The sequence below is a fragment of the Streptomyces sp. NPDC087440 genome (genome assembly GCF_044744005.1).
Classification (GTDB): domain Bacteria; phylum Actinomycetota; class Actinomycetes; order Streptomycetales; family Streptomycetaceae; genus Streptomyces.
In genome coordinates this window covers 69,809-93,978 of record NZ_JBIUXN010000030.1, presented here as the reverse complement: position 1 = coordinate 93,978, position 24,170 = coordinate 69,809, and the positions used below count along the sequence as shown (strand labels likewise).

The 24,170-nt window shown below is 71.3% G+C and carries 20 protein-coding genes; 12 read left to right on the top strand and 8 right to left on the bottom strand.

Going from position 1 to position 24,170, the window contains the following annotated elements:
* Positions 1-23: 23 nt before the first annotated feature.
* From ACIO3O_RS38900 to ACIO3O_RS38890, 3 genes are all read right to left on the bottom strand, one after another.
* Positions 24-239: a hypothetical protein gene (locus ACIO3O_RS38900; protein WP_401754421.1), complete on the bottom strand. Its 216-nt coding sequence runs from the start codon at positions 237-239 to the stop codon at positions 24-26.
* A gap of 172 nt (positions 240-411) precedes the next feature.
* Positions 412-528: an SGM_5486 family transporter-associated protein gene (locus ACIO3O_RS38895; protein WP_401754418.1), complete on the bottom strand. Its 117-nt coding sequence runs from the start codon at positions 526-528 to the stop codon at positions 412-414.
* Between the two features lie 91 nt (positions 529-619).
* Positions 620-1,975: a CynX/NimT family MFS transporter gene (locus ACIO3O_RS38890; protein ID WP_401754415.1), complete on the bottom strand. Its 1,356-nt coding sequence runs from the start codon at positions 1,973-1,975 to the stop codon at positions 620-622.
* A 91-nt stretch (positions 1,976-2,066) separates the two neighbouring features.
* Between ACIO3O_RS38890 and ACIO3O_RS38885 the strand changes: the two genes are divergently transcribed.
* Entirely contained in the window at positions 2,067-2,765 is a 699-nt protein-coding gene (locus ACIO3O_RS38885; protein ID WP_401754412.1) for a FadR/GntR family transcriptional regulator, read from the top strand.
* A gap of 67 nt (positions 2,766-2,832) precedes the next feature.
* Here ACIO3O_RS38885 and ACIO3O_RS38880 read toward each other — a convergent pair whose 3' ends face one another.
* A complete protein-coding gene (locus tag ACIO3O_RS38880) occupies positions 2,833-3,282 on the bottom strand; it encodes a hypothetical protein (protein ID WP_401754409.1) in 450 nt (149 codons plus the stop codon).
* A gap of 200 nt (positions 3,283-3,482) precedes the next feature.
* Between ACIO3O_RS38880 and ACIO3O_RS38875 the strand changes: the two genes are divergently transcribed.
* From ACIO3O_RS38875 to ACIO3O_RS38825, 11 genes are all read left to right on the top strand, one after another.
* Complete coding sequence (locus tag ACIO3O_RS38875) at positions 3,483-4,913, top strand: amidohydrolase family protein (protein ID WP_401754406.1); 1,431 nt, start codon at positions 3,483-3,485, stop codon at positions 4,911-4,913.
* Positions 4,914-5,089: 176 nt separating this feature from the next.
* Positions 5,090-6,628: a nucleobase:cation symporter-2 family protein gene (locus ACIO3O_RS38870; protein ID WP_401754403.1), complete on the top strand. Its 1,539-nt coding sequence runs from the start codon at positions 5,090-5,092 to the stop codon at positions 6,626-6,628.
* 32 nt (positions 6,629-6,660) lie between these two features.
* Complete coding sequence (locus ACIO3O_RS38865) at positions 6,661-7,404, top strand: GntR family transcriptional regulator (protein WP_401754400.1); 744 nt, start codon at positions 6,661-6,663, stop codon at positions 7,402-7,404.
* 84 nt (positions 7,405-7,488) lie between these two features.
* Complete coding sequence (locus ACIO3O_RS38860; RefSeq protein ID WP_401754397.1) at positions 7,489-9,729, top strand: molybdopterin cofactor-binding domain-containing protein; 2,241 nt, start codon at positions 7,489-7,491, stop codon at positions 9,727-9,729.
* Between the two features lie 118 nt (positions 9,730-9,847).
* On the top strand, positions 9,848-10,798 hold the full coding sequence (locus tag ACIO3O_RS38855) for an amidohydrolase family protein (protein WP_401754394.1): 951 nt from the start codon (positions 9,848-9,850) through the stop codon (positions 10,796-10,798).
* 128 nt (positions 10,799-10,926) lie between these two features.
* Positions 10,927-11,673: a hypothetical protein gene (locus ACIO3O_RS38850; protein ID WP_401754392.1), complete on the top strand. Its 747-nt coding sequence runs from the start codon at positions 10,927-10,929 to the stop codon at positions 11,671-11,673.
* Positions 11,660-13,033 (top strand): UbiD family decarboxylase, encoded by a 1,374-nt coding sequence (locus ACIO3O_RS38845; RefSeq protein ID WP_401754389.1) that lies wholly within the window; start codon positions 11,660-11,662, stop codon positions 13,031-13,033. Before ACIO3O_RS38850 ends, ACIO3O_RS38845 begins: the two co-directional genes overlap by 14 nt.
* Positions 13,034-13,146: 113 nt before the next feature.
* Complete coding sequence (locus ACIO3O_RS38840) at positions 13,147-13,890, top strand: 3-hydroxybutyrate dehydrogenase (RefSeq protein WP_401754386.1); 744 nt, start codon at positions 13,147-13,149, stop codon at positions 13,888-13,890.
* A 38-nt stretch (positions 13,891-13,928) separates the two neighbouring features.
* The gene (locus ACIO3O_RS38835; RefSeq protein ID WP_401754383.1) at positions 13,929-15,293 is read left to right on the top strand and encodes an MFS transporter; all 1,365 of its coding nucleotides are present in this window, start codon (positions 13,929-13,931) and stop codon (positions 15,291-15,293) included.
* Between the two features lie 130 nt (positions 15,294-15,423).
* Positions 15,424-17,373, top strand: a complete 1,950-nt coding sequence (locus ACIO3O_RS38830; protein WP_401754380.1) for a helix-turn-helix domain-containing protein — start codon at positions 15,424-15,426, stop codon at positions 17,371-17,373.
* A 112-nt stretch (positions 17,374-17,485) separates the two neighbouring features.
* The gene (locus ACIO3O_RS38825) at positions 17,486-18,997 is read left to right on the top strand and encodes a carboxylesterase/lipase family protein (protein WP_401754377.1); all 1,512 of its coding nucleotides are present in this window, start codon (positions 17,486-17,488) and stop codon (positions 18,995-18,997) included.
* Between the two features lie 77 nt (positions 18,998-19,074).
* Here the strand turns inward: ACIO3O_RS38825 and fabI are convergent, their stop codons facing one another.
* From fabI to ACIO3O_RS38805, 4 genes are all read right to left on the bottom strand, one after another.
* The gene (fabI, locus tag ACIO3O_RS38820; RefSeq protein ID WP_401754374.1) at positions 19,075-19,842 is read right to left on the bottom strand and encodes an enoyl-ACP reductase FabI; all 768 of its coding nucleotides are present in this window, start codon (positions 19,840-19,842) and stop codon (positions 19,075-19,077) included.
* A 5-nt stretch (positions 19,843-19,847) separates the two neighbouring features.
* The gene (gene fabG / locus ACIO3O_RS38815) at positions 19,848-20,564 is read right to left on the bottom strand and encodes a 3-oxoacyl-[acyl-carrier-protein] reductase (RefSeq protein WP_401754371.1); all 717 of its coding nucleotides are present in this window, start codon (positions 20,562-20,564) and stop codon (positions 19,848-19,850) included.
* Positions 20,565-20,673: 109 nt separating this feature from the next.
* Positions 20,674-21,942 (bottom strand): McrC family protein, encoded by a 1,269-nt coding sequence (locus tag ACIO3O_RS38810; RefSeq protein WP_401754368.1) that lies wholly within the window; start codon positions 21,940-21,942, stop codon positions 20,674-20,676.
* A complete protein-coding gene (locus tag ACIO3O_RS38805; RefSeq protein ID WP_401754365.1) occupies positions 21,939-24,146 on the bottom strand; it encodes an McrB family protein in 2,208 nt (735 codons plus the stop codon). The genes ACIO3O_RS38810 and ACIO3O_RS38805 overlap by 4 nt, the downstream gene beginning before the upstream one ends.
* Positions 24,147-24,170 lie beyond the last annotated feature (24 nt).

The window sequence follows — 24,170 nt, the reverse complement described above, 5'->3', positions numbered from 1 at the left end:
GGTCCCCCACCACGGGTGACGGGTCAGAGGGGCAGTACGTCGAGGAGTCGGCCCACCAGGTACGCGATGCCGGGACCGTCCTGCGTGGCGGGCGACGCGTGCGCCTGCCCGGGGCCCGCAACGAGGACCAGGAGCACGGCGAAGGAGAGCGCCGGGAGGACCACGGACCACCACGGCAGGCGCTTGCCGGTGGAGGTCCGGCGCGCGGCGCGGGCGGGGCTGTGAGCTGGGGCCGACATGGCCGCCTCCGTGAGGTCTGCGGGCGGTACCCGGTGGATACCTAGAACCTACGGAGTGCGGGCGCCGGGGCCCATCCGGTGAACTACCCACTCGACCCTGAGTCCAGCCCCCTAGGGGATGGTGGGGACAACCCCACCATCGCCCCCGAAGGACCGCGTCAGAAGGTCCGGGTCAGGGGGAGGCGATCGTGGCGATGACCGCGATGATCACCGTGACGAGAAGCATGGCGCCGAGCACGATCAGCAGCTTCTTCTGGCCGTTCGGGGGATTCGGGTCGAGTACAGGCATGGTGCCCAGTCTCGCACCCTTTGCCCGCTCCCCCGCCGCCGGGTCGACGCTCCCCCGGGCCACTCGCCGGGCCGCCGGCCCGTGCCCGGATTCAGGCGGCCAGTTCCTTCTCGATGGTGCGGTTGCGGCCGGCCAGGACGCCGACGACCATCTGCGGCAGCATGAGCGCCGCCATCAGCGCGATCGGCAGGCCCCAGCCGCCGCTGGCGTCGTGCAGCACGCCGATGAGCAGCGGGCCGGGGATGGAGATCAGGTAGCCGATGCTCTGCGCGAAAGCGGACAGCTTGACGACGCCCTGGTGGCTCTTGGCGCGCAGCCCGATCATCGTCAGGGCCAGCGGGAAGGCGCAGTTGGAGACGCCGAGCAGCAGCGCCCAGGCCCAGGCGCCGCCCGCCGGGGCGAGGTAGAGGCCCGCGTATCCGGTCAGCCCGCAGAGGCCGAGGACGAGGACGACCGGGCCCTGGTGGGTCAGCCGGGTCGCGACGCGCGGGATGACGAAGGCGAGCGGGATGCCCATGGCCATGGTGAGCGCGAGGAGGATGCCGGAGGTGCCGGCGGAGATGCCCGCGTCCCGGAAGATCTGCGGCATCCAGCCCATGGTGATGTACGCGGCCGTGGCCTGGAGGCCGAAGAAGCAGGCCAGTGCCCAGGCGGTGCGGGACTTGACCATGCGCAGACCGGGTGCGGGCACCGAGGCGGCCGACTCCAGGGCCTCGACCTCGGGGGTCTCGGCCTCGGCCCGGGCGGTGGCGGCCTTGCGGTCGCGGCCGTGCTTGACCGCGAGCGGCAGCCAGACGCAGAGCGCGAGGGCGCCGAGGATGCCCCAGACGGCGAGGCCGGTCTGCCAGCTGCCGCCGAGCGCCTTGGTGAGCGGGACGGTGGACAGGGCGGCCAGCGAGGTGCCGATCGCGAGGGCCATCGAGTAGAGGCCGGTCATGGTGGAGACCTTGTCCGGGAACCACTGCTTGACGATGGCCGGCAGCAGGATGTTGGACACGGCTATGCCGACGAGGGCGAGCGCGCTCGCGACCAGGAAGCCGGGGGTGCCGCCGAGGAAGGGCCGCAGGAAGAGTCCGGCGGCGATGGCGGTCATGCCCGCGCAGACGATGGACGCCGGACCGAAGCGGCGGGCCAGCCGCGGGGCCATGATGCCGAACACCGCGAAGCAGACCGACGGCACGGACGTGAGCAGACCGGCGACCGTGCCGCTCATCCCGAGCCCCTTGCGGACCTCTTCGAGGAGCGGGCCGAGGCTGGTGATGGCGGGGCGCAGGTTCAGCGCGGCGAGCACCAGGCCGACGACCATGAGCCGCACGAGCCATACGGAGTACGCGGGCGCCTTTTTCCGGGCGCTCTGCGCGTCCAGGGTCCGCTTGTCCGGGGCGGTGCGGGGGGTGTGTGCGGTGCTGGGCTCGGGGCTCAGGGTCCGGGTTTCGTCGACTGGCATAAGGTCCATCATAGAATCATGGGATGATTGGTTGTCCAATCGACGTCCCGTCCCCGTCCACCGCCGCATCCCGCCCCGAACGAGGAGCACCATGACGCTGACCTCTCCCCGGCGTTCCGCACTCTCCGACCAGGTGATCACCGCCCTGCGCAACCAGATCACCTCCGGCGAGTGGCCCGTGGGGTCACGCATTCCGACCGAGCCCGAGCTGGTCGAGCAGCTCGGGGTGGCGCGCAACACCGTCCGCGAGGCGGTGCGCGCCCTCGCGCACAACGGTCTGCTCGACATCCGGCAGGGCTCGGGCACCTACGTCCTGGCGACGAGCGAGCTGGCGGGGGTGATGCACCGCCGGTTCGCGGACGCCGATCCGCTGCACATCGCCGAGCTGCGCTCCACGCTGGAGTCCTCGGCCGGGCGGCTCGCGGCGCAGCGTCGTACGGACAAGGACGTACGCCAGTTGGACGCGCTGCTCGCGCGGCGCGAGGAGGCGTGGGCGTCGGGCGACGCCGAGCAGTTCGTCACGGCGGACGCCTCCCTGCACCTGGCGGTGGTGGCGGCCTCCCACAACGACGTGCTGATCGGGCTGTACGCGGACCTCGGCGACCTCCTGCGCGACTGGCTGCGCCTCGACGTCGGGCACGAGCTGCGGCCCGAGGACCACATGGACCACGCGCGGCTGATCGAGGCCATCCGGGTGGGCGACGCGGAGAGCGCGGCGGCCGAGGCGGCGGGCTACTCGCTGAAGTGCCTGGCGGAGCGGGGTGCGCTCACCGAGGGCGCGGCCGTCTGACGGTCGGCGTGCTCAGCGCGGGCGCGCGCTTGATGGTCAGCGCGGGCGCGCTTGATGGGCGGCACGCTCAGCGCGGACGTTCGCGCCTGACGAGTGGTGGGTGCGGCGGGTCGGGGGCGCGTTCGTGGGTGACCCACACGCTGCCGACCTCCTTCCAGCACCGGCCGGTCAGCCGTACGGTCTGGGCCGGGCCGACCTCCACCGGGCCGCCGTCGCCGTCGAGGTCCCACCAGCGTGCGCACTCGGTGTGCAGCCGGACGAGGTCGGCCTCGGGGTAGGGGTTGTGGCAGTACGCGACGGCCTTCGACCGTTCGATCACGGTGCGGCAGGCGGACCCGAAGCGCGCGGCGGGCTCGGCGGCAGCGGCGTAGGTCGCGGCGGGCGCGGGGTCCTCGTCGGGGAGGGCGGCGTGCACGGCCGCGGTGCCCGCGGCTCCGGCCAGGACTATGGAGCTCAGGACGAGCGCCACGGCCCGCCTGGTGTGTGCCGACACCCGTCGCCTCCTCCCCGTACGCATCGGGCGCACGCCGTGGGGGCGCACGCACAGAACCGGGCCGGGTTTGCCCCGGTTCGATCAGTCTGCGGGGAGTTCGCGGGGTTTTCGACTTGAGAGGGCTCTGACGAGCACGTTCCGTCGAAGAGGGTTGACAGGCCGTTTGGCCTGAATATGTTACATGCAACATTGAGCATGTCCGTGACCCTTCCGGGAGGACCTCCATGCAGCCCAGGCACACCCCTGATGTCTCCCGCCCCCTGCGGTGCGACCTCCTGCTGTCGGGCGGGCGGGTGGTGACCGTCGACGGACGGCGGTCCGTGTACGAGCCGGGCTCGGTGGCGATCGCGGGCAACCGGGTCGTGGCGATCGGTCCCGCCGCCGAGATCGACGCCCAGTGGGAGGCCGTACGGACCGTGGACTGCCGGGGCAAGGCGGTGCTCCCCGGTTTCGTCGACGGGCACTCGCACCTCTTCCAGGCGCTGGCCAGGGGCATGGGCGAGGGGCTGTCGATCTGGCCGTGGCTGTGCGAGTTCATGTGGCCGTACTCGATAGCCGTCGACCCCGAGGACGCCCGGGTGGCGGCCACGCTGGGCGCCGTCGAGGCCCTGCGCTCGGGCATCACCACCGTGATCGACAACCACTACGCGCCGACCGACGCGGACACCGTGCTCGCCGTGGCGCGGGCCGTCGAGGCGGCCGGACTGCGCGGTGCGATCGCCCGCGGGATGCTCGGCCACAAGACCGAGGTGGCGGTACGACGCGGGCTGCCGGATGCGCTCTACCGGTATTCCACGCAGGAGGAGCTGGACATCACGCGGGACTGCATGCGGCGCAGGCCGCCGCGCAGCTCGATGGTGGAGATCTGGCCCGCGCCGCTCAACCTCAGTTACGTCGACCAGGACCTCGTCCGGGGGGCGGTGGAGCTGGCCGCCGAGTTCGGGACGCGCTGGCACACGCACTGCTCGGAGGGGTCCAAGGACCCGGCGAGCTATCTGGAGGCGTACGGCGTCCGGCCGGTGGAGTGGCTGGCCCGCGAGGGGCTGCTGGACGAGCGGGCCACCCTGGCGCACGCGATCTGGCTGGACGACGCCGAGGTCAAGCACGTCGGCGAGCGCCGGGCCGGGATCTCCCACAACCCCACCTCCAACGCCTACCTCGCCTCCGGCGTGATGCGCCTGCGCGAGCTGCGGGACGCGGGCGCGGTGGTGTCGCTGGGCACCGACGGGCCGAGCGCCGGGCACCGGCAGGACATGTTCGAGGTGATGAAGCAGACCCTCTTCGGCCAGCGGCAGCACCACCTCGACCCGGCGTCCGCGCGCTGCGAGGAGGCGCTGGAACTGGCCACCCGCGAGGGCGGGAAGTACGCGGGCACCGGCACCGGCACGCTGTCCGTGGGCGCGGCGGCGGACGTCGTGGTCGTGGACCTGGACCGGCCGCACCTGCGCCCCGTGCACCGCACGGTCGCCACCCTCGTGTACTCCGCGCGCGGCAGCGACGTCGAGATGACGATCGTGGACGGCCGGGTGGTGTACGAGGAGGGCCGCTGCACCCTCGTGGACGAGACGTCCCTGCTGGCCGAGGCGCAGGAGCGGGCCGAACGGCTGGTGTCGCGGGCCGGGTTCGACGCCCTGCGCAGTTCCTGGCGGCACTGAGCCGTCCCGTACCCCCAGAGATTTCCCCCCACCGGCTTCCTCCCGGGCCGCACAGACCTCCCGAGCACCACAGCCTCCCGAGATCGCAGGACCCACGGCTGCCCGTCCGCGGCCACCGTACGTGCGCATACAAGGACCCCTGCCGTCACGGGCGGCGGGTGGAGGGAGAACGCACAATGTCCCGCACCACAGAACAGGGCTGTTCGGACGAAGAGCAGGACCGGGGAGCCCCACCGAAGGACCAGGGAGTCCTGCCGAAGGACCGGGGAGTCCCGCCGGAGGGCCAGGCGGCCGCACCGCCGGAGGTGCGGGACCCCGTGGAGGCGGTGCCGTCGTTCTGGCGGCTCGCGGTCTACGGCTTCCAGCACGTCCTCGCCTTCTACGCCGGAGCGGTGGTGATGCCGCTGCTGGTCGCCCAGGGCATCGGGCTGCCGGACGAGGACATCGGCCTGCTGGTCAACGCCTCGCTGCTGACCTGCGGCATCGCGACGCTGATGCAGGCGGTCGGCTTCAAGGGGGTCGGCATCAAACTGCCGATCGTGCAGGGCACGTCCACCACGGCGGTGCCCTCGCTGGTCTCGGTGGGGCTCGCGGCCGGTGGCGCGAAGGCCGGGATGCCGACCGTGCTGGGGGCGGTGATCGCGGCGGGGCTCGCCCTGTTCGTGATCGCGCCGGTCTTCAGCAAGCTGGTGAAGTTCTTCCCGCCGCTGGTCACGGGCACCATCGTGACGATCGTGGGGATCACCCTGCTCGCGGTGGCGGCCCGTCAGGTGGGCGGCGGCGACCCGAGCGCGAAGACCTTCGGGTCGCCCGCGCAGCTGGGGCTCGCGGCGGTGACGTTCGTGGTCATCCTGCTGCTGTACAAGTTCTCGCGGGGGTTCCTGGCGACGATCGCGGTGCTGGCGGGGCTGGTCATCGGCACCGTCGTGGCGGCGATCGCGGGCAAGACGGACTTCTCGAAGATCGGTGACGCGTCGTGGGTCGGGATGGCCGCGCCGCTGCACTACGGGGTGCGGTTCGACACTCTCGCGATCCTGGCCATCTTCATGGTGATGATCATCGTGGCGGTGGAGTCGATCGGGCAGTTCTTCGCGGTCGGCGAGATCGTCGGGCGCAAGGTCGACGGCAAGGACGTCACCCGGGCGCTGCGGGCGGACGGCCTGGCCACGGCGGTCGCCGGGGTCCTGAACTCCTTCCCCAGCACGGTGTATTCGCAGAACATCGGGCTGATCCGGCTCACCCGGGTCAAGAGCCGGTGGATCATCGCCTCGGCCGGCGTGATCATGATCCTGTTCGGGCTCGTCCCGAAGATCGGGGCGGTCGTGGCCGCGATGCCCGCCTCCGTGCTCGGCGGCGCCACGATCGTGCTCTTCGCGACCATCGGCGTCGTCGGCATCCAGATCCTGCTCCAGGCGGACCTCACGGACCAGCGGAACACCATCCTGGTGGCCGCCAGCCTGGGCATCGGCTTCCTGCCGACGGCGTTCCCGCAGTTCGCCGAGCAGATGCCGACCCGACAGCTGCATGCACTTTTCGAGAGCGGCATCATTCTCGGCACCCTCACGGCTGTCCTTTTGAACCTGTTCTTCCATCATTTGCGACTGCCGGGCAGCCGCAAGAAGGAGGCACAACCCGTTGACCCGCCGGAACATTACATGCAACATGAAGTCCACACGGAGAAGGACCCCGTACAACAAGGCCCCGGCCCCGTGTAACTCCGACACCACGTAGGGATGGGGAGGCGAGGATGGCGACCGACAAAGCACAGCAGGCCGTGCAGCACACTGTGAATCCGGTCGCGGCCGGGAGTCTGCTGGCGGACCGCGCGTACGACGAGCTGAAGGCCGCCGTGCTGGCGAACCGCCTGCGTCCGGGCGACGCGCTGTCCGTGCCGGCCCTCGCCACGCAGATGGGCATCAGCCGCAGCCCCGTCCGGGAGGCCGTGCAGCGGCTCATCCACGACGGGCTCGCCTCCCACGTCCCGCACCGGGGCGCCGTGGTCTCCACCGTCGACCTGGAGGACGTGCGTCAGCTGTACGTGGTCCGCGAGGTCATGGAGGGACTGGCGGCGCGCCTGGCCACCGAACGGCTCGACGCCACCAAGGTCGGCGAACTGCGCGACCTGCTGGAGCGGCACGAGCGCGTGGTCACGTCGGACTACGACGAGACCGCGCACATCGAGATGGACATGGCGTACCACAGCCTGATCCGCGAGGTCGCCGGGAACACCCACCTCACCTCCGCCCTGGACACCATCCAGGGCAAGGCCCACCTGGCGCTGCACTCGCTGTGGCGCAGCCCGGAGGCCCCCCGGCTCGCCGTGGCCGAGCACCGCCGGATCTTCGAGGCGATGACGGCCGGCGACCCGGACGCGGCGGAACTGGCCGCACGGGAGCACATCAGACGCCTGCGCATCCGGCTCTCCCAGGCGGTGGCCGCGGGCCCCGACCAGGACGACGTGCGGGGCCCGGGCATCCACCCGGTGGCGTGACTCCCGTACCGCGCACAGCACCTGCTCGACACGCACCACATCGCACCACCCAACCCCATTGCCGTGGAAGGGAAGTGATCGATCGTGAGCACCGCTACCGGAATCCGGAATGGGGTGGGCGAAAGCGTCCGGCGGCCCGACGGCCGGCTGAAGGTCAAGGGGGACTTCGCGTACTCCTCGGACCTGCACGCGGACAACATGGTGTGGGGCGCGACCCTGCGCAGCCCGCACCCCTCCGCCCGCATCGTGCGCTTCGACGCGAGCCGGGCACTGAAGCTCCCCGGCGTCGTCGCGGTGCTCACGCACGAGGACGTCCCCGGGCATCCGCTGTACGGCATGAAGGTCGCCGACCAGCCCGTACTGGCCAAGGACGAGGTCCGCTACCAGGGCGAGCCGATCGCCCTGGTGGCCGCCGAGCACCCGGAGACCGCACGCCGGGCGCTGCGGCTCATCGAGGTCGAGTACGAGATACGGACCCCGCTGACCGACTCCGAGCAGGCGGTCAGCGGCGAAGGTCCCCGGGTGCACGCCCAACGGGTGGACGGCAAGGACGAGTTGGGCAATGTCGTACGGCACGTCCGCATCCGGCACGGTGACATGGCCGAGGCCGAGCGCCTCGCCGAGGTCGTCGTCTCGGGGACGTACGACGTGGGCATGCAGGACCAGGCCTTCCTGGGTCCGGAGTCGGGGCTCGCGATACCCGCCGAGGACGGCGGCGTCGACGTCTACGTCTCGACGCAGTGGCTGTACGACGACCAGCACCAGATGTGCTCCGCGCTCGGGCTGCCCCCGGACAAGGTCCGGCTGACGATGTCCGGCGTGGGCGGTGCCTTCGGAGGCCGCGAGGACGTGTCCGTACAGATCCACTCCGCCCTCCTCGCCCTGTACACCGGACGCCCGGTGAAGATGAGCTACAACCGCGAGGAGTCCTTCTTCGGGCATGTGCACCGCCACCCGGCGAAGATGTGGTTCGAGCACGGGGCGACCCGCGACGGGAAGATCGTGTACGTGAAGGCGCGGCTGGTCTTCGACGGCGGCGCGTACACCTCCACCTCGCAGGTGGTCATCGCCAACGGCTCGTACTTCGCGGCCGGTGCCTACGACGTCCCGCACGTCGAGATCGACGGCTACTCCGTCTACACCAACAACCCGCCCTGCGGCGCGATGCGCGGCTTCGGCGCCGTCCAGTCCTGTTACGGCGTCGAGTCGAACATGGACAAGCTGGCCAGGGCGCTCGGCATCGAGCCGGTGGAGCTGCGGCTGCGCAACGCCATGACGACCGGCACGATGCTGCCGACAGGCCAGGAGGTCGACGGCCCGGCCCCGGCGGCGGAGCTGCTGGAGCGGCTGCGCGACCGGCCGATGCCGCCGCCCGGCGAGGGCGCCTTCGGGCTCCCCGGCGGCCTCAACAACACCACGCGCGGCGAGGGCATCAAGCGCGGTGTCGGGTACGCGATCGGGGTCAAGGCCATCGGGTTCTCCGGCGGCGTCGACGACCGCTCGGTGGCCCGAGTGCGGCTGTCGCTGGCGGACGGCGAGCCGGTGGCGCAGGTGCACACCTCGGCCGCGGAGTGCGGTCAGGGCATCGTCACCATCCAGGCCCAGATCGTACGGACCGAACTCGGCGTCCAGCAGGTGACGGTCCTCCCGGCGGACACCCAGGTCGGCGACGCGGGCTCCTCGTCCGCCTCGCGCATCAGCTGGATGAGCGGCGGCGCGGTGCAGGGGGCGTGCAAGGCGCTCAAGGAACGGATCACCGAGCTGGGCGGGGACGGGGGTCTCGCCCAACTCCTCGCCGTACACGGGTCGTTGGAGAAAGAGTACGCATACTCCCACCGGCGGACCTACCCCGTGGACCCGGAGCGCGGGCAGGGGCAGGCGCACATCGCCTTCGCGTTCGCCGCGCACCGGGCCGTGGTGGAGGTCGACACCGACCTCGGCCTGGTGAAGGTGGTGGAGCTGGCCACCGCCCAGGACGTCGGCAAGGCGATGAACCCCCTTGCCGTGGAGGGGCAGATCGAGGGCGGGAGCGCCCAGGGCCTGGGGCTGGCCCTGATGGAGGAGCTGCACGTGAAGGACGGCAAGGTGCGCAACCCCTCCTTCACCGACTACCTCATCCCCACCATCGCGGACATGCCGTCCGTGCCCATCGACCTTCTCGAACTGCCGCACCCCGACTCGCCGTACGGCCTGAACGGGGTGGGCGAGCCGCCGACCCTCTCCTCCACGCCGGCCATCGCGAACGCCCTGCGCGACGCGACCGGTCTTGAGCTGGGCAGGGTGCCGGTGCGGCCCGACGACTTCACCGACCCGGTGCGGTCCTAGAACCCATACGAACAGCGAAGGGAGGTGAGGCGGGCCCTGCCCTGGGTCCCCAAACGGTTCACCACGGTCCACACACAGCTCCACGTACGGCCAGAACCCGCAGGGAAGGAACAGCACCTTGATCATCGACACCCACATGCACCCCACCAACATCGTCGACCAGGCATGGAGGCACGACGGCACGCCGTTCACCGGCGAGCGCACCCTGGAGATGATGGACGGCCCCTACATGATCAACGGGAAGCCGCGCCGGATCGACATGGGCTGCATCATGCCCCCGCCGGGCAACTCGGTGTGGCAGGACGGGATGCGCGGTGGGCGCGAGGGCATCCGGGACTACATGGCGTACATCACCCACCTGGTGACGACGTACCCGGACCGCTTCATCGGCAACTTCATGTACAACCCGCGCTTCGGGCCGGAGAACGGCGCGGCGGAGCTGCGGCACCACGTCAAGGAATACGGCTACAAGATGGTGAAGCTGCATGCCAACATGCACGCTTACCGCCCGGACCGGGCCCTGGACTGGCTGCGTCCGGTGCTGAAGGTCTGCGACGAGCTCGGCGTCCTCGTCCTGATCCACACCGGTGACGGGCCGTACTCGATTCCGACGCAGTTCTACCCAATCATCCGCGAGTTCCCGAACGTCAACTTCATCCTCGGCCACTTCGGTGTGCAGACGGGTGGCGTGTACTGCTTCGAGGCGCTCTACATGATCCTCGACTCGCCGAACGTGTACGGCGAGTCCGGCTGGCTCCTCCAGTCGCGCATCGTGGAGTTCGCGCAGCAGATGGAGAAGCACCAGCTGGTCTTCGGCACCGACTCGCCGCCCAACGAGCCCGGCATGTGGGCCCGTGAGCTGGAGGTCCTGATGGGCCCGCCGCCGCAGGGCATGAACCTCTCCGAGGAGCACCTGGAGGGGTACCTCGGGAACAACGTGGCGAAGCTGCTGGGCATCGACCCGACGCCGCCGCCGCGTGACCAGGAAGAGGCGCAGCTGCGCCTGAAGAGCTCGTTCGCGACGCTGGAGAACCCGTCGGCCAAGTCGGCGGCGGAGATGCGTCCGTAGCTCCCGGGACCGGGGCGGCTCCGATGCTCGGGAGGCTCGGGGCCGCCCCTTTCGCGTACAGCGTTCTTCGTCGCCCTCTTTGTCGATATGTAGCTCCATCTTCTTCGCGTGAGAAAAGTGGTGTCGCCATGCAGCAGCGCATCGGTCATCTCGTTCCCTCCACCAGCGTCGGCGTCGAGCGCTGGGTGGCCCAGATCTGCAAGCCGGTCTCCATCGAGGTGGCCCACCCGATCGCCCGCGCCTCGCTCCCGGAAGTGATGAGCGGCCCGGCGATCGCCCCGTCCCAGTCCGGTGAACTCACACGTGCCGCCTCGCAGTTGGCGGACGCCGGGGTGAGTGCGGTGGTGTGGAGCGGCAGCTCGGCGGACCTGCACGGGGCTGCGCACGGGCGGGCGATGGCGCGCTGGGTGGAGGAGGTCACGGGGGTACGGGCCTCGACGGTCACGCTCGGGCAGATCGACCTGCTGTCGCGGCGGGACATCGTGTCGCTGGCACTGGTGTCGGCGGGCAACGAGCAGACGGCGGGGCGGCTGGCGGACACCTACCTCGCCGCCGGTTTCAAGATCGCTTCGGTGACCGCACTGGGTCTGGCGACCGCGCGGGAGGCGGCGGAGCTGCCGGTGTCGCGTGTGCGCAGGGTGCTGAAGGAGGCGGACTCGCTGGACGCGCAGTGCATCGTGGTCGCGGGGACGGAGCTGCCGGTGGCGCCCGTGGCGGCTTTGGTGGAGCGGGAGTTGGGCAAGCCGGTGTACGACGGGGCGCGGGTGGCGATCCGTACCGGACTGGAGCTGCTGGGGCTTTCGGTCACGGCACCCGAGTGGGGCGAGATGTTCGGTGCGGAGAAGCCGGCCGGGGTGTGCTGTGACACGCACTGAACCCTCCCAGGACCTGCGGGACTTCCTGCGTGCGTACGCGGCGGAGCACCCGGAGGACGTCCTCACCGTCGAGGAGAAGCTGGACGGCGAGGACGTGGCGGCGCTGGCCATGGAGCTGGCGGCGCGGGGGCGCGCGGAGATGCTGGTCTGCCGGGACGTGGCGGGGCTGAGCACGTCGGTCGTCACGAACGTCTTCGCTTCGCGGCGGCGGGTGGCCCGGCTGCTGGGCACGGACCCTGCGGGCCTGCACGAGGCGTACCAGGCGGCCTCCGCACGCAGGTGCACGCCGCGCCTGGTGGCCGACGGGCCGGTCCTGGAGGTGGTGGAGTCCGGCGAGGACGTGGACCTGGCCGCACTCCCCCTCATCCAGCACTTCGCCTCGGACAAGGGCCCGTACATCACCAGCGGCATCATCGCGGCGGAGGCCCCGGCGGACGCGCCCGGCCGGGCGGGAAACCTCAGCTACCACCGTTCGATGGTGCACAGCCGCAACGAGCTGGCGACGAGCCTGCACTCCCGAGGCCACCTGTGGCAGCTCCTGCGCCTGGCGGAGGAGCGGGGCGAACGGCTGCCGGTCGCCCTCGTCCTGGGCGGCCACCCGCTCTTCATGCTGGCGGCCTCGGCGCGGCTGGGCGCGGACGTGGACGAGCGGGACGTGGCCGGGGGTCTCTTCGGGGCGCCGCTGGAGGTCGTACGCACGCCCCGGTACGGGATACGGGTCCCGGCGAGCGCGGAGATCGTGCTGGAGGGGTACATCGACCCGGCGCGGCACGCGGAGGAGGGGCCCTTCGGGGAGTTCTCCGGGTACTCCTCGGACCGGTCCACGAACGACGTCCTGACCGTGGAGACGGTGCTGCGGCGTTCCGACGCCCTGCTCCTTGACGTCGTCGGGGGCAACACCGACGAGCACCTCAACCTGGCCCGCATTCCCCGCGAGTCGGAGATGGCGCAGAAGCTGAAGGAGCGGTTTCCCGAGGTCACCGCGCTGTACTACCCCACCTCCGGGACGCACTTCCACGCGTACGTGGCGATGCGTGCCTCCCGGCCGGGGCAGGCGCGGCAGATCATGCTGGGGCTGCTGGGCTGGGACCCGTACCTGAAGACGGTCGTCGCGGTGGACGCGGACGTCGACGTCACGGACGACTCGCAGGTGCTGTGGGCGATGGCCACGCACATGCAGCCGCACCGGGACGTGTTCGTGGTGGACGGCCTGCCGGGCAGCCCGCTCGACCCGTCGTCCACCGCGAACGGGACGACCTCCCGGATGGCGGTGGACGCGACCCGGGGTGCGGACTTCCACGGCGTACGGATACGGGTGGACCCGGAGCGGGTCGAACGGGCGCGGGCGCTGCTGGGGTGAGACCCCGGGGAACCCGCATGAGGCACATGGGCTGAACCCCCATGTGCCTCACGGCAATTGTGGTGCCCCGCCCCATGGGTGCCGGGCGGCAACCCTCCCTACCGTTTCGGCCCATGACGCACCTCCCCCGCACCGCCCTCGTCACCGGCGCCGCCCGTGGCATCGGCCGCGCCTGCGCCCGCGCCCTCGCCGAAGCGGGCGCCACCGTGCACGTCGTCGACCGCGACGGCGACGCGGTCAAGGCCGTGGCCGAGGAGACCGGCGGTCACGCCCACGTGGTGGACCTGGCCGACCCCGACGCCGTCGCCGCACTCCCCCGCGCCGTCGACGTCCTGGTCAACAACGCCGGGCTCCAGCACGTCGCCCCGCTCACCGAACTGCCGCCGGAACGCTTCGCGTTGATCCAGCAGGTCATGGTGACGGCACCCTTCCTGCTGCTGCGGCAGACGCTCCCCCACATGTACGCCGGGCGCTGGGGCCGGATCGTCAACATCTCCAGCGTCCACGGCCTGCGCGCCAGTCCGTTCAAGGGCGCCTACGTCGCCGCCAAGCACGCCCTGGAGGGGCTGAGCAAGGTCGCCGCCCTGGAGGGCGCCCCGCACGGGGTGACCAGCAACTGCGTCAGCCCCGGCTACGTACGCACCGAGCTGGTCGAGGGCCAGATCCGCGACCAGGCCGAGGCGCACGGCATCAGCCCCGACGACGTCGTCGGCGACGTCCTGCTGGCCCGCTCCCCCGTGAAGCGGCTCCTGGAGCCCGAGGAGGTGGCGGCGGCCGTGCTGTGGCTGTGCGGTCCGCACGCCGCGTCCGTCACCGGTGTCTCCCTGCCCCTGGACGGCGGCTGGACCGCCAACTGACCCCGCCCCTCTTCTTCTTCTGAAACCGGTGACCTCTCATGACCACTGCCTCCCCGCCCACGCCCCGGCGCACCGGCATCGCCCGCATCGTCGGCGCGAGCCTCATCGGCACGACCGTCGAGTGGTACGACTTCTTCCTGTACGGGTCGGCCGCCGCCCTCGTCTTCAACACCCTGTTCTTCCCGACCTCCGACCCCCTGGTCGGCACGCTGATCGCCTTCGTGACGTACGCGATCGGCTTCGTCGCCCGGCCACTGGGCGGGGTCGTCTTCGGGCACTTCGGCGACCGGATCGGCCGCAAGAAGCTCCTCGTCGTGAGCCTGCTGATGATGGGCGGCGCGACCTTCGCGATGGGCCTGCTGCCGACCTACGGCTCCATCGGCGTCGGCGCCCCGATCCTGCTGACCGTGCTGCGGCTGGTGCAGGGCTTCGCGCTGGGCGGCGAGTGGGGCGGGGCGGTGCTGATCGTCTCCGAGCACGGGGGCGCGAAGCACCGTGGTTTCTGGGCGAGTTGGCCGCAGGCGGGCGCACCCGGCGGGAATCTGCTGGCCACGGGGGTGCTGGCGCTGCTCGCGGCGGTGCAGTCGGAGGAGGCGTTCCTGTCGTGGGGGTGGCGGATTCCGTTCCTGCTGTCGGGCGTGCTGGTGGTGATCGGGCTGTGGATACGGGTCTCGGTGTCCGAGTCGCCGGTCTTCCTGGCCGCGCAGGCGGAGGCGGCCGCCGGGCGCGAGGCGAAGGAGCAGGCCCCGGTGGTCGAGGTGTTCCGGCGCAGTTGGCGCGAGGTCCTCACCGCGATCGGCACCCGGTTCGGCGAGAACATCTCGTACTACCTCCTGACCTCCTTCCTCCTCGTGTACGTCACCGTGCACCTGGGCCTGCCCAAGAGCACCGCGCTGAACGCCGTCCTGATCGGCTCGGCGGTGCACTTCGTGACGATCCCGCTGTGGGGTGCGCTCTCGGACCGGATCGGGCGGCGGCCGGTGACGCTGATCGGCGCGGTCGGGATGGCGGTGTGGGCGTTCGTGTTCTTCGCGGCTCTGGACGGGAAGTCGTTCGCGGTGATCACGCTGTCCGTGACGGCAGGGTTGCTGCTGCACGGGGCGATGTACGGGCCGCAGGCGGCGTTCATCTCGGAGATGTTCGACACCAGGGTGCGGTACTCGGGGGCGTCGATGGGCTCGCAGCTCGCGTCGATCGTGGCGGGGGCGCTGGCGCCGATCATCGCCGTGGAGCTGCTCAAGGACTTCGACACGACCCTGCCGCTGAGCCTGTACCTGGGCGGGGCCGCGCTGGTCACTGCGGTGACGGTGTACTTCGCCAGGGAGACGCGGGGGCGTGACCTGACGCGGAACGCGGTGGGCGAGAGTGCGGCGCCGGTGCGGGCGACGGCCGACCACAGCTGACCGGCCCCCCGGTCTGTCGCGGCCGGGCCCGGCCCCGCTGACCGGAGCCCCCGGTCTGTCGCCGCCGAGCCCGGCGCGGCAGGCTGGGGCACCTCCCGTTGTCCTCTCGTACGGACGGACCCTCCGCCACATGCCCCACACCGCCGACGCCCTGCACGAACTGCTCGACCTGCTCGCCACAGGAGCCAGTGCCGAGGAACTCGCGGGCCCGGCCGCACGGGCGCGGGCGGCCGGGCCCGGTGCTGCGGACACCGCCCGGCTGGCCGAGGCCACCGAGGCGGCGCTGGCGGTGCGCCGCACCCTCGACCAGCACCGGCGGCGGGAGGCGGAGCTGGCCGCACTGTTCGACACGGCCGGTGACCTGGCTGCGCTGCGCGGCCTGGACGCCGTGCTGCGGGCCATCGTCCGGCGGGCCCGCACCCTGCTGGGCGCGGACGTGGCGTACCTGACGCTGAACGACCCGGCCGCCGAGGACACGTACATGCGGGTCACCGACGGCTCGGTCTCCGCCGCGTTCCAGCAGTTGCGCCTCGGCATGGGCGAGGGGCTTGGCGGGCTGGTGGCGCAGAGCGCCCGGCCGTACGCCAGCCGCGACTACCGCACCGACCAGCGTTTCCTGCACACGGCGGCCATCGACCACGGGGTCGGCGAGGAGGGGCTGTGCGGCATCCTCGGGGTGCCGCTGCGGCTGGGCGAGCAGGTGATCGGGGTGCTGTACGCCGCCGACCGGGCGCCCCGCGAGTTCACCCCGGACGCCATCGCCCTGCTCGGCTCGCTCGCCGACCACGCGGCGGTCGCCATCGACGGGGCGCGGCGGATGGAGGAGACCCGGGCCGCGCTGGTCGGCCTGGAGGCGGCCAACGCCACCGCCCGCGCGCACAGCGAGTCCCTGCGCCGGGCCTCCGACGCCCACGACCGGCTCACCGAACTGGTGCTGCGCGGCGGCGAGGTGGGCGAGGTCGCGGCTGCCATCGCGGCCCTCCTCGACGGCAGCCTGACCGTCCACGACACCGACGGCACCGAAATCGCCCGGGTCGGCGAAGGCCCCACCACCCCTCCCGAGAGCGCTCTCGCCGCCTCCCGCACGCACGGGCGCGCCGTGTACGCCGACGGGGTGTGGACCTGCGCGGTGCTGGCCGGTGCGGAACTGCTGGGCGCCCTCGTGCTGTCCGGCCGGGACGGTCCGCACGGACCGGCCGCCCTCTCCGGCGCCGACCTGCGCCTGTTCGAGCGGGCCGGTCTGGTCACCGCCCTGCTGCTGCTCCTGCACCGCTCGGTCGCCGAGACCGAGGACCGGGTGCGCGGCGAACTCCTCGACGACCTGCTGGCCGACCCCCCGCCCGGCCGCCGGGGCACCGGCAGCCTCGCGCTGCGCGCCAAGCGGCTCGGCGTGGACCTCGCGGTCCCGCACGCGGTCGCCGTACTGGACTGCGATCCGCCGGTACGGTCCCGGCTGGCCGCCGACGTGGCACGGCGGGCCCGCGCGCTGGGCGGTCTGGCCGGCACCCGGGAGGGCCTGGTCGTGCTGCTCGCGCCCGCCGCTCCCGGGGAGCCGGCCCGCGCGCTCGCGCACGACCTGTCGAAGACGCTGGGCAGTCCGGTCACCGTGGGGGCGGCCGGTCCCGCCACCGGCCCGGCAGGGTTCCCGCACGCGCACGCCGAGGCCTGCCGCTGCCTCGACGCCCTGCACGCCCTGGGCCGTACCGGCGACGGCGCGGACCTCACCGAACTCGGCTTCCTGGGCGTGCTGCTGGGCGACCGGGCGGACGTCACCGCGTACACCGCGCGCGTGCTGGGACCCGTACGGGACTACGACGCGGAGCGCGGCACCGAGCTGCTGCGCACCCTGGACGCGTACTTCGCGCAGGGCAGCAGCCTGGCGCGGGCCAAGGACGTGCTGCACGTGCACGTGAACACGGTGGTGCAGCGGCTGGAGCGGGTCGGGCGGCTGCTCGGCCCGGACTGGAACACGCCCGCCCGCGCCCTGGAACTCCAGCTCGCGCTGCGGCTGCACCGGCTGGCGGAGGGCGGCGGGTCCGCGTACGCCGCACCGTTGACGGACGACGGGGCTCCGGCCTAGCCTCGCCCCCTCAACCATTGACACGCGTAAGCGGTGGCGTGCGTACGCGCGTCGTGCGTCGTACGTACGCGCATCATGCGTCGTGCGTCGTGCGTCGTGGAAAGGCGGACCGATGACTCTCGCCCCGGAGCACCCCGTGGTCGACCTGCCCGGCGGCCGGCTGCGCGGGGCGGTGGAGGACGGGGTCGCCGCGTTCCGGGCGGTGCCCTACGCCGCGCCGCCGGTCGGGGAGCTGCGCTGGCGGCCCGCACGGCCGCACCCGGGGTGGAGGGGAACCCGGGACGCCACCGTCGACGGTCCGAGTGCGCCGCAGATGTACGGGGAGGGCGGGGACCCGGTGCTCGGCGGGCACGGGGCGCCGCCGTTCGGCGAGGACTGTCTGACGGTGAACGTGTGGGCGCCGGTCGAGGACGCGGGACCCCGCCCGGTGCTGGTGTGGATCCACGGGGGCGGCTTCGTCTCGGGGTCCGGGTCGCTGCCGGTGTACTCCGGCGAGACCTTCGCCCGGGACGGCGGCCTGGTGGTGGTGAGCGTCAACTACCGGATCGGGGCGCTGGGTTACCTGTACACGGGGCCGGAAGCGGGCAATCCCTGGCTCGGCGACCAGCTCGCCGCGCTGCGCTGGGTCGTCGCGCACATCGCCGCCTTCGGCGGGGACCCGCAGAACATCACCGTCGCCGGTCAGTCGGGCGGCGCCCTGTCCACGGCCGCGCTCGCCGGGCACCCCGAGGCTGCGGGGCTGATCCGGCGGGTGCTCCTCCAGAGCCCGCCGTTCGGGCTCGAACTCCCGGGCCCGGACGAGGCGTTGGAGCGCACCGCCGCCTTCCTGGAGCTGGCCGGGGTCAAGACGGTCGAGGAGGGGCGCGGGCTGCCCTGGCCCGCGCTGGTCGGCGCGACCGGTGCACTGTTCGCCCGGACGGCGCGCTGGGGGTACTGGCCGACGCCGTTCCTGCCGGTGGTCGACGGGGTCACCCTGGACCGGCACCCGGTGGAGGCCCTGCTGCACGGCCCGGCCCGGGACGTCGAGGTGATGATCGGGTGGACCCGCGAGGAGGCCCGCTTCGGCTTCGGCCTCGACGCGGGGTACGCGGCGGCCGACCGGGACCGGGTGACGGACCGGCTCGCCGAGACCTTCGGGGCCGGGGCCGCCCCCGGGGCGTACGCGGCGTACGAGCGGGCCCGTCCCGGCGCACGGCCCGTGGACGTCCTGACGGACCTGATCACGGACGAGCTCTTCCGGGTCCCGGCGCTGCGGCTGGCCGAGGCGCGGGCCGCGGCGGGGCGGCCGGTGCGGGCCTACCAGTTCGACCTGCCCACGCCCGCGCACCAGGGCCGCCTCGGGGCCGCGCACTGCCTGGAACTGCCGTTCGTCTTCGCCAACTTCGACCGGTGGGCGCACGCGCCCTTCCTGGCCGGGCTGGACCCCGTGGTGCGCGACGGGCTGGCCCGCACCATGCACCGGGCCTGGACCGCCTTCGCCCGCACCGGCGACCCGAACCATCCGGCGCTGCCGCAGTGGGACCCGTACGAGAAGGACACCCGTACGACGATGCGCTTCGACACGGTGGTGAGCGCGCTCGACGACCTCGCGGGGGACGCGCGGCGGCTGCACGTTACGCCCTGAACGCGGCGGACGGTACGCCCTGAACGCGGCAAGGGGCGGGCCGGTAGCGGCCCGCCCCCCAACTCGACCCCGGAGGGTCAGGCGCCGATCATGTGCACGCCGCCGTCGACGTGGATGATCTCGCCGGTCGTCTTCGGGAAGAAGTCCGACAGCAGCGCCACGATGCCCTTGCCCGCGGGCTCCGGGTCCGCCATGTCCCACTTCATCGGGGAGCGCGTGTCCCACACCGCGGCCAGGTCCGAGAAGCCCGGGATGGACTTCGCGGCCATGGACCCGATCGGGCCCGCCGAGATCAGGTTGCAGCGCAGGCCCTCGGCGCCCAGGTCACGGGCGAGGTAGCGGGAGGTGGCCTCCAGCGCCGCCTTCGCCGGGCCCATCCAGTCGTACTGCGGCCACGCGAACTGCGCGTCGAAGGTGAGGCCGACGATCGAGCCGCCCTCGCTCATCAGCGGCCGGCACGCCATGGCGAGGGACTTCAGCGAGAACGCCGAGACGTGCATGGCCGTGGCCACCGACTCGAACGGCGTGTTCAGGAAGTTGCCGCCGAGCGCGTCCTGCGGCGCGAAGCCGATGGAGTGCACGACACCGTCGAGCGAGCCGAGCTCCTCCCGTACGAGACCCTCCAGACGGTCCAGGTGCTCCTGGTTCGTCACGTCGAGCTCGATGACCTTCGCCGGCTTCGGGAGCTTCTTGGCGATGCGCTCGGTCAGCGTCGGGCGGGGGAAGGCCGTCAGGATGACGTTCGCACCCTGCTCCTGCGCCACCTTGGCCGCGTGAAAGGCGATGGAGGACTCCATCAGGACACCCGTGATGAGGATGTTCTTGCCTTCGAGGATTCCACTCATGGCGATCAGTGACCCATGCCCAATCCGCCGTCAACCGGGATGACGGCTCCAGTGATGTACGACGCGTCGTCGGAGGCGAGGAACGTCACCGCCGTGGCGATCTCCTCCGGCTGCGCGTAACGGCCGAGCGGCACCTGGGCGACGATGCCCTTGCGCTGCTCCTCGCTGAGCACCCGGGTCATGTCGGTGTCGACAAAACCGGGCGCGACGACGTTGAACGTGATGTTGCGCGACCCCAGCTCGCGGGCGAGCGAGCGGGCGAACCCGACCAGACCGGCCTTCGAAGCGGCGTAGTTCGCCTGCCCGGCCGAGCCCTGGAGACCCACCACCGAGGAGATGAGCACGACGCGGCCCTTCTTGGCCCGCAGCATGCCGCGGTTGGCACGCTTCACGACCCGGAAGGTGCCGGTGAGGTTGGTGTCGAGGACGGCCGTGAAGTCCTCCTCGGACATGCGCATCAGGAGCTGGTCGCGGGTGACGCCGGCGTTGGCCACCAGCACCTCCACGGGACCGTGCTTCTCCTCGATCTCCTTGTACGCCTGCTCCACCTGCTCGGTGTCGGTGATGTCGCACTTGACGGGCAGCAGGCCCGCCTTTTCGAGCTCCGCGGGGTCGCCCGAGCGGTAGGTGATGGCGACCTTGTCGCCTGCGTCGACGAAGGCGCGGGCGATGGCGAGGCCGATGCCCCGGTTTCCTCCGGTGACGAGAACCGAGCGGCTCAACGGATCACCCTTTCGAATAGCGGTCTGGTACTGATCGAAACTATCGGTACCCGGGCTCGTACGGAGAATCGGGCCCTGACAGCGCGCTCCTCCGGTCGCTGTCGGGTTCCTACAGAGCGGCTGTACGCCCCGATGCCGCTCCATCCGTCCTGGCGATCAGCTGCGCGAGCTGCTCGACCCTGGCTTCCAGCTCGGCGTACGGCAGGGTCAGGTCCAGGCAGTGCCGATGCAGTCTGATCTCGCCGCCCGGTACCGGGACGCGAACGGTGCTCGGCCGGCCGGACGCATTCGGCCGCCCCGGGGCGTACACCAGGTGACCGTCCGAGAGCCCGAGCCGCACGCAGTACACCAGCACCTGATACAGGTCGTCCCGGACAAAGTCCTTCTTGTATTTGGCGTCCACCACGGTGACCGCCTTGTCCACGCCATCTGGGCCGGGCAGGTAGTGGACCAGGTCGAGCTCTAGCTTGTGCCGCTTGCCCGCGTCGAGGTGATGCGCCGTATCGGCGGCCTTCGCCCGTCCGCCCACCGTGCGGACCAGTGCCTCGCCCACCGCCCGTGCCATGAAGTCCTCGTACACCCGCCACATCTGGAAGATCAGGCCGTCCACCGTGACAGTCCGCCCGTTCTCCAGCTCGTACGATGAACCGCCCATGATGAGCGCGGCCAGCGTCAGCACCGGCTGATAACGCAGGTTGAGCCGGGTCCGCTGCCAGGTGGGCAAAGGCGTGCCCGGCACGGGTGGCGTGACTCCGTCCAGTTGTACGGCGATCCCTTGGAGCTCTGCCCGGCGGACCGGATCCACGCCGGGGACGCGCAGCAGCCGACGGACCGCACCCAGCAGCAGCCGGTTCTCCGGGATGTCGGTGGTGTGGTCGTCGTACGTCACTTCCAGGGGCAGCGCGAGACCCGGGCGGCGACTGAGCTGTGCGGCGGCGCGTAGTCTGCCGCGCAGGAGCGGGAGGGTGTCGTCGACCTCCCGGTAGCCAAGGAGCACGCCGGCGCGCAGCGCACTTCGGGCAGCCCGGGTGAAGCCGTGGGCGACGGCCGGCAGTAGGTCGGGGCGTACGGCCACCTCCACCGGCTCCTTCTGCCAGGCAAGGCGCTGGGGGGCGTACCCGAGGAGGTACATCAGCCGGTCGACGGTCACCTTGGGGGCGATGGACAGCCTGACCCGCCCGGCACCTCGCCCGAGCCGTACCACTCCCACCTTGTCCCTGGCCCTTAACTTCCAGAGGTCGTCGCTGCGGGTGGGCCGCATCTCGACGAGTTCCGACTCGCCCAGTTCCCGTGCCTGGTCACGGTTGAGCTGCCACTCGGTCCACGGCTCCGACTGACGCAGCCGGATGTCCGGTTCCTTGCCCGTTCGCTCGCTCATGCGTCGGTGGCACCCGTGTCGGGAAGGCCCGCGGGCAGTCCAAGGTGTTCCCTGATCCCGTCCAGGCCGTACGTCTGCTGAATGTTGGTGTCGTCCCCCCAGTGGTATTCGGTGAGCAACGGGATGATCTGGGTACGCCACAGGCGGTCCAGGGACTCGGGTCCGCGGTGGGCGAGCGGCTGCATGAGGTACGAATGTCCGACCCGGAAGTCCCGGTCGGCCGACGGGCCGTCCGCGATACGGCGGTTGAGCTCGTCGAGGAGCAGCGCCGCATCCTGTGAATACCCCTTTTCTGTCAGCCAGTTACTCAACAGCCCCTTGAGCGGGGCGGATTCGGGGTGCAGTTCCTGGAAGGAGAAACGGCGACGCATGGCGGCGTCCATGAGGGCGACGGTGCGGTCCACCGTGTTCATGGTGCCGATGATGTACAGGTTGGGCGGCAGCCTGAACCCCCGGCCCTCGTCTGATCCGTACAAAAGGTGGACGTAGTCCTTGCGGTATTCGAGGAGGAAGTAGAGCTCACCGAAGACCTTGGCGAGATTGCCCCGGTTGATCTCGTCGATGACCAGGACGAAGACTTCGGCGGGCCGCTCTTCCGCCGAGTCGGCGAGCAGTCGCAACGGGCCCCGGATCAGGTCGAACGCAAGCCCTGTGGGGGAATCGGCCTCCTGCCCTCTCACCCCTGCGCCCGATGCGCTCTTCTCCGGTCGGCGGGGGCGGAAGCCTTCGAAGAAGTCCTCGTAGGTGTAAGCCGGATGGAACTGCACGAGGCGTACGGTACCGAGGTTGCCCCCGGTCAGGTGACGGGCCAGCGCCCGTGCCGTCAGCGTCTTTCCCGTTCCGGGCGGCCCATGGAAAATCAACTGCCGCTTGTCCCGTAGGAGTTCGACGCACTCCTGCAACCAGGCGGTGTCGGGGAGCGTGAGCTCGGCGGCCAATTCAGCAGTAACATCCGGGAGTTCGGCCTCGATCAAGGGCGGCGCGGCGGCCTTTTCGGGTTCCGGTCCGGCCCACGGTTCCAGCTGGGAGGCAAATTCGCTGATGTCGACGATACGGGCGTTCGCGTCGTTGACGCGGCCCGTCAACGCGTCGGGCAGATCACGGACAAAGTCGAGCGGCTCGCCCAGATTGCGCCAGTCGACGGTCCGCGCGTAGAGCGGCCCGCCGCTCTCTTTGGTGAGGTAGTCGACGGCGCCCCGCACCACCCCTACGTAGGCGCGCGGGCCGTCGGTGCACACCACGATGTCTCCCTCCTGTATCCGGGAGAGGAAGATGGAGAGTTCCTCGGCCTGCCGCTCGCGCTTGGCCGAGGTCGTCCCGGAGTACGCCTCGTCGACCGCCTTTCGGATCCGCTGCGGGCCGGCACCTTGGGGAAGGGGGCCGAGGCGGTCGGCGGAGAGGGTGACCATTCCCTTTTCCCGCCAGAGGGTACGGATCAGGCTGGCGCCGTCCGGGCCGGTGCCCCGAATGACCCAGACCCGGCGCGGTCTCGGCGGGATGATGTCCTGCCCCGACTCCTCGCCCAGCACCAATGTGGTGAGCTCGTCGTCCGGAAGGCGCAGCTCCGACTTGGCGCGTACGGTCTCCCGGGTGCTCCTGGTCTCGTCGAGCAGGCCGTCCCGGAGGAGCAGGCCCTTCCACGTCTCCGTCTCGGTCGGCAGCAACGGCATACCGAAACCGGCCGTTCCGTCCTCGGACAGCGCCAGGTGCCAGCCCTCGGAGCGGGAGCCCTGAAGTGATGCGGCAAGTGCCTCAGCGTCGACGGAGTACTCGTCCGCGAGAGACTGCATCCCGATCCAGCGGTCGTCAGGCATCTCCGCGAGGAGTTTGGCCGCCGCGTCGAAGGGGTTCCGCTGGGTCTTCCAGTGGGTGTAGCGGATGGTCGCCTCGGACAGGAACGTCACCGGGTCGGGAAAGCTGTCGAGCGCTTGGACGCCAAGGCCCGTCAGCCTCCACTTTCGGTTCGACCGGGTCAGCCAGCCCGCCTTCGTCATCCGGGTGGCGAGATAGTTGAGGTTGGTGTCGATCCCGCTCTTCGCACCGGACCCGAGCGCGTCCCACTCGTCATTCAGCGACGGGTCCAACTGATGTACCCGTGCGCGCACTTCACGGAAGCGGAGGCCCTCTTGAAGATTCGCTTCCTCAGCGAGGATCGTCGCGACACGGTGCAGTGCGCGAGCGGTGAGTTCGAAGGCAGTGGGCACGGCTTCCTCTCGTATGCCGCCCCA

What these genes read in the sequence shown, in the direction of transcription:
- ACIO3O_RS38900 (WP_401754421.1), bottom strand. Translation starts at nt 239, where the DNA reads ATGTCGGCCCCAGCTCACAGCCCCGCCCGCGCCGCGCGCCGGACCTCC.
- ACIO3O_RS38895 (WP_401754418.1), bottom strand. Translation starts at nt 528, where the DNA reads ATGCCTGTACTCGACCCGAATCCCCCGAACGGCCAGAAGAAGCTGCTG.
- ACIO3O_RS38890 (WP_401754415.1), bottom strand. Translation starts at nt 1,975, where the DNA reads ATGCCAGTCGACGAAACCCGGACCCTGAGCCCCGAGCCCAGCACCGCA.
- ACIO3O_RS38885 (WP_401754412.1), top strand. Translation starts at nt 2,067, where the DNA reads ATGACGCTGACCTCTCCCCGGCGTTCCGCACTCTCCGACCAGGTGATC.
- ACIO3O_RS38880 (WP_401754409.1), bottom strand. Translation starts at nt 3,282, where the DNA reads ATGCGTACGGGGAGGAGGCGACGGGTGTCGGCACACACCAGGCGGGCC.
- ACIO3O_RS38875 (WP_401754406.1), top strand. Translation starts at nt 3,483, where the DNA reads ATGCAGCCCAGGCACACCCCTGATGTCTCCCGCCCCCTGCGGTGCGAC.
- ACIO3O_RS38870 (WP_401754403.1), top strand. Translation starts at nt 5,090, where the DNA reads ATGTCCCGCACCACAGAACAGGGCTGTTCGGACGAAGAGCAGGACCGG.
- ACIO3O_RS38865 (WP_401754400.1), top strand. Translation starts at nt 6,661, where the DNA reads ATGGCGACCGACAAAGCACAGCAGGCCGTGCAGCACACTGTGAATCCG.
- ACIO3O_RS38850 (WP_401754392.1), top strand. Translation starts at nt 10,927, where the DNA reads ATGCAGCAGCGCATCGGTCATCTCGTTCCCTCCACCAGCGTCGGCGTC.
- ACIO3O_RS38840 (WP_401754386.1), top strand. Translation starts at nt 13,147, where the DNA reads ATGACGCACCTCCCCCGCACCGCCCTCGTCACCGGCGCCGCCCGTGGC.
- ACIO3O_RS38835 (WP_401754383.1), top strand. Translation starts at nt 13,929, where the DNA reads ATGACCACTGCCTCCCCGCCCACGCCCCGGCGCACCGGCATCGCCCGC.
- ACIO3O_RS38830 (WP_401754380.1), top strand. Translation starts at nt 15,424, where the DNA reads ATGCCCCACACCGCCGACGCCCTGCACGAACTGCTCGACCTGCTCGCC.
- ACIO3O_RS38825 (WP_401754377.1), top strand. Translation starts at nt 17,486, where the DNA reads ATGACTCTCGCCCCGGAGCACCCCGTGGTCGACCTGCCCGGCGGCCGG.
- fabI (WP_401754374.1), bottom strand. Translation starts at nt 19,842, where the DNA reads ATGAGTGGAATCCTCGAAGGCAAGAACATCCTCATCACGGGTGTCCTG.
- ACIO3O_RS38810 (WP_401754368.1), bottom strand. Translation starts at nt 21,942, where the DNA reads ATGAGCGAGCGAACGGGCAAGGAACCGGACATCCGGCTGCGTCAGTCG.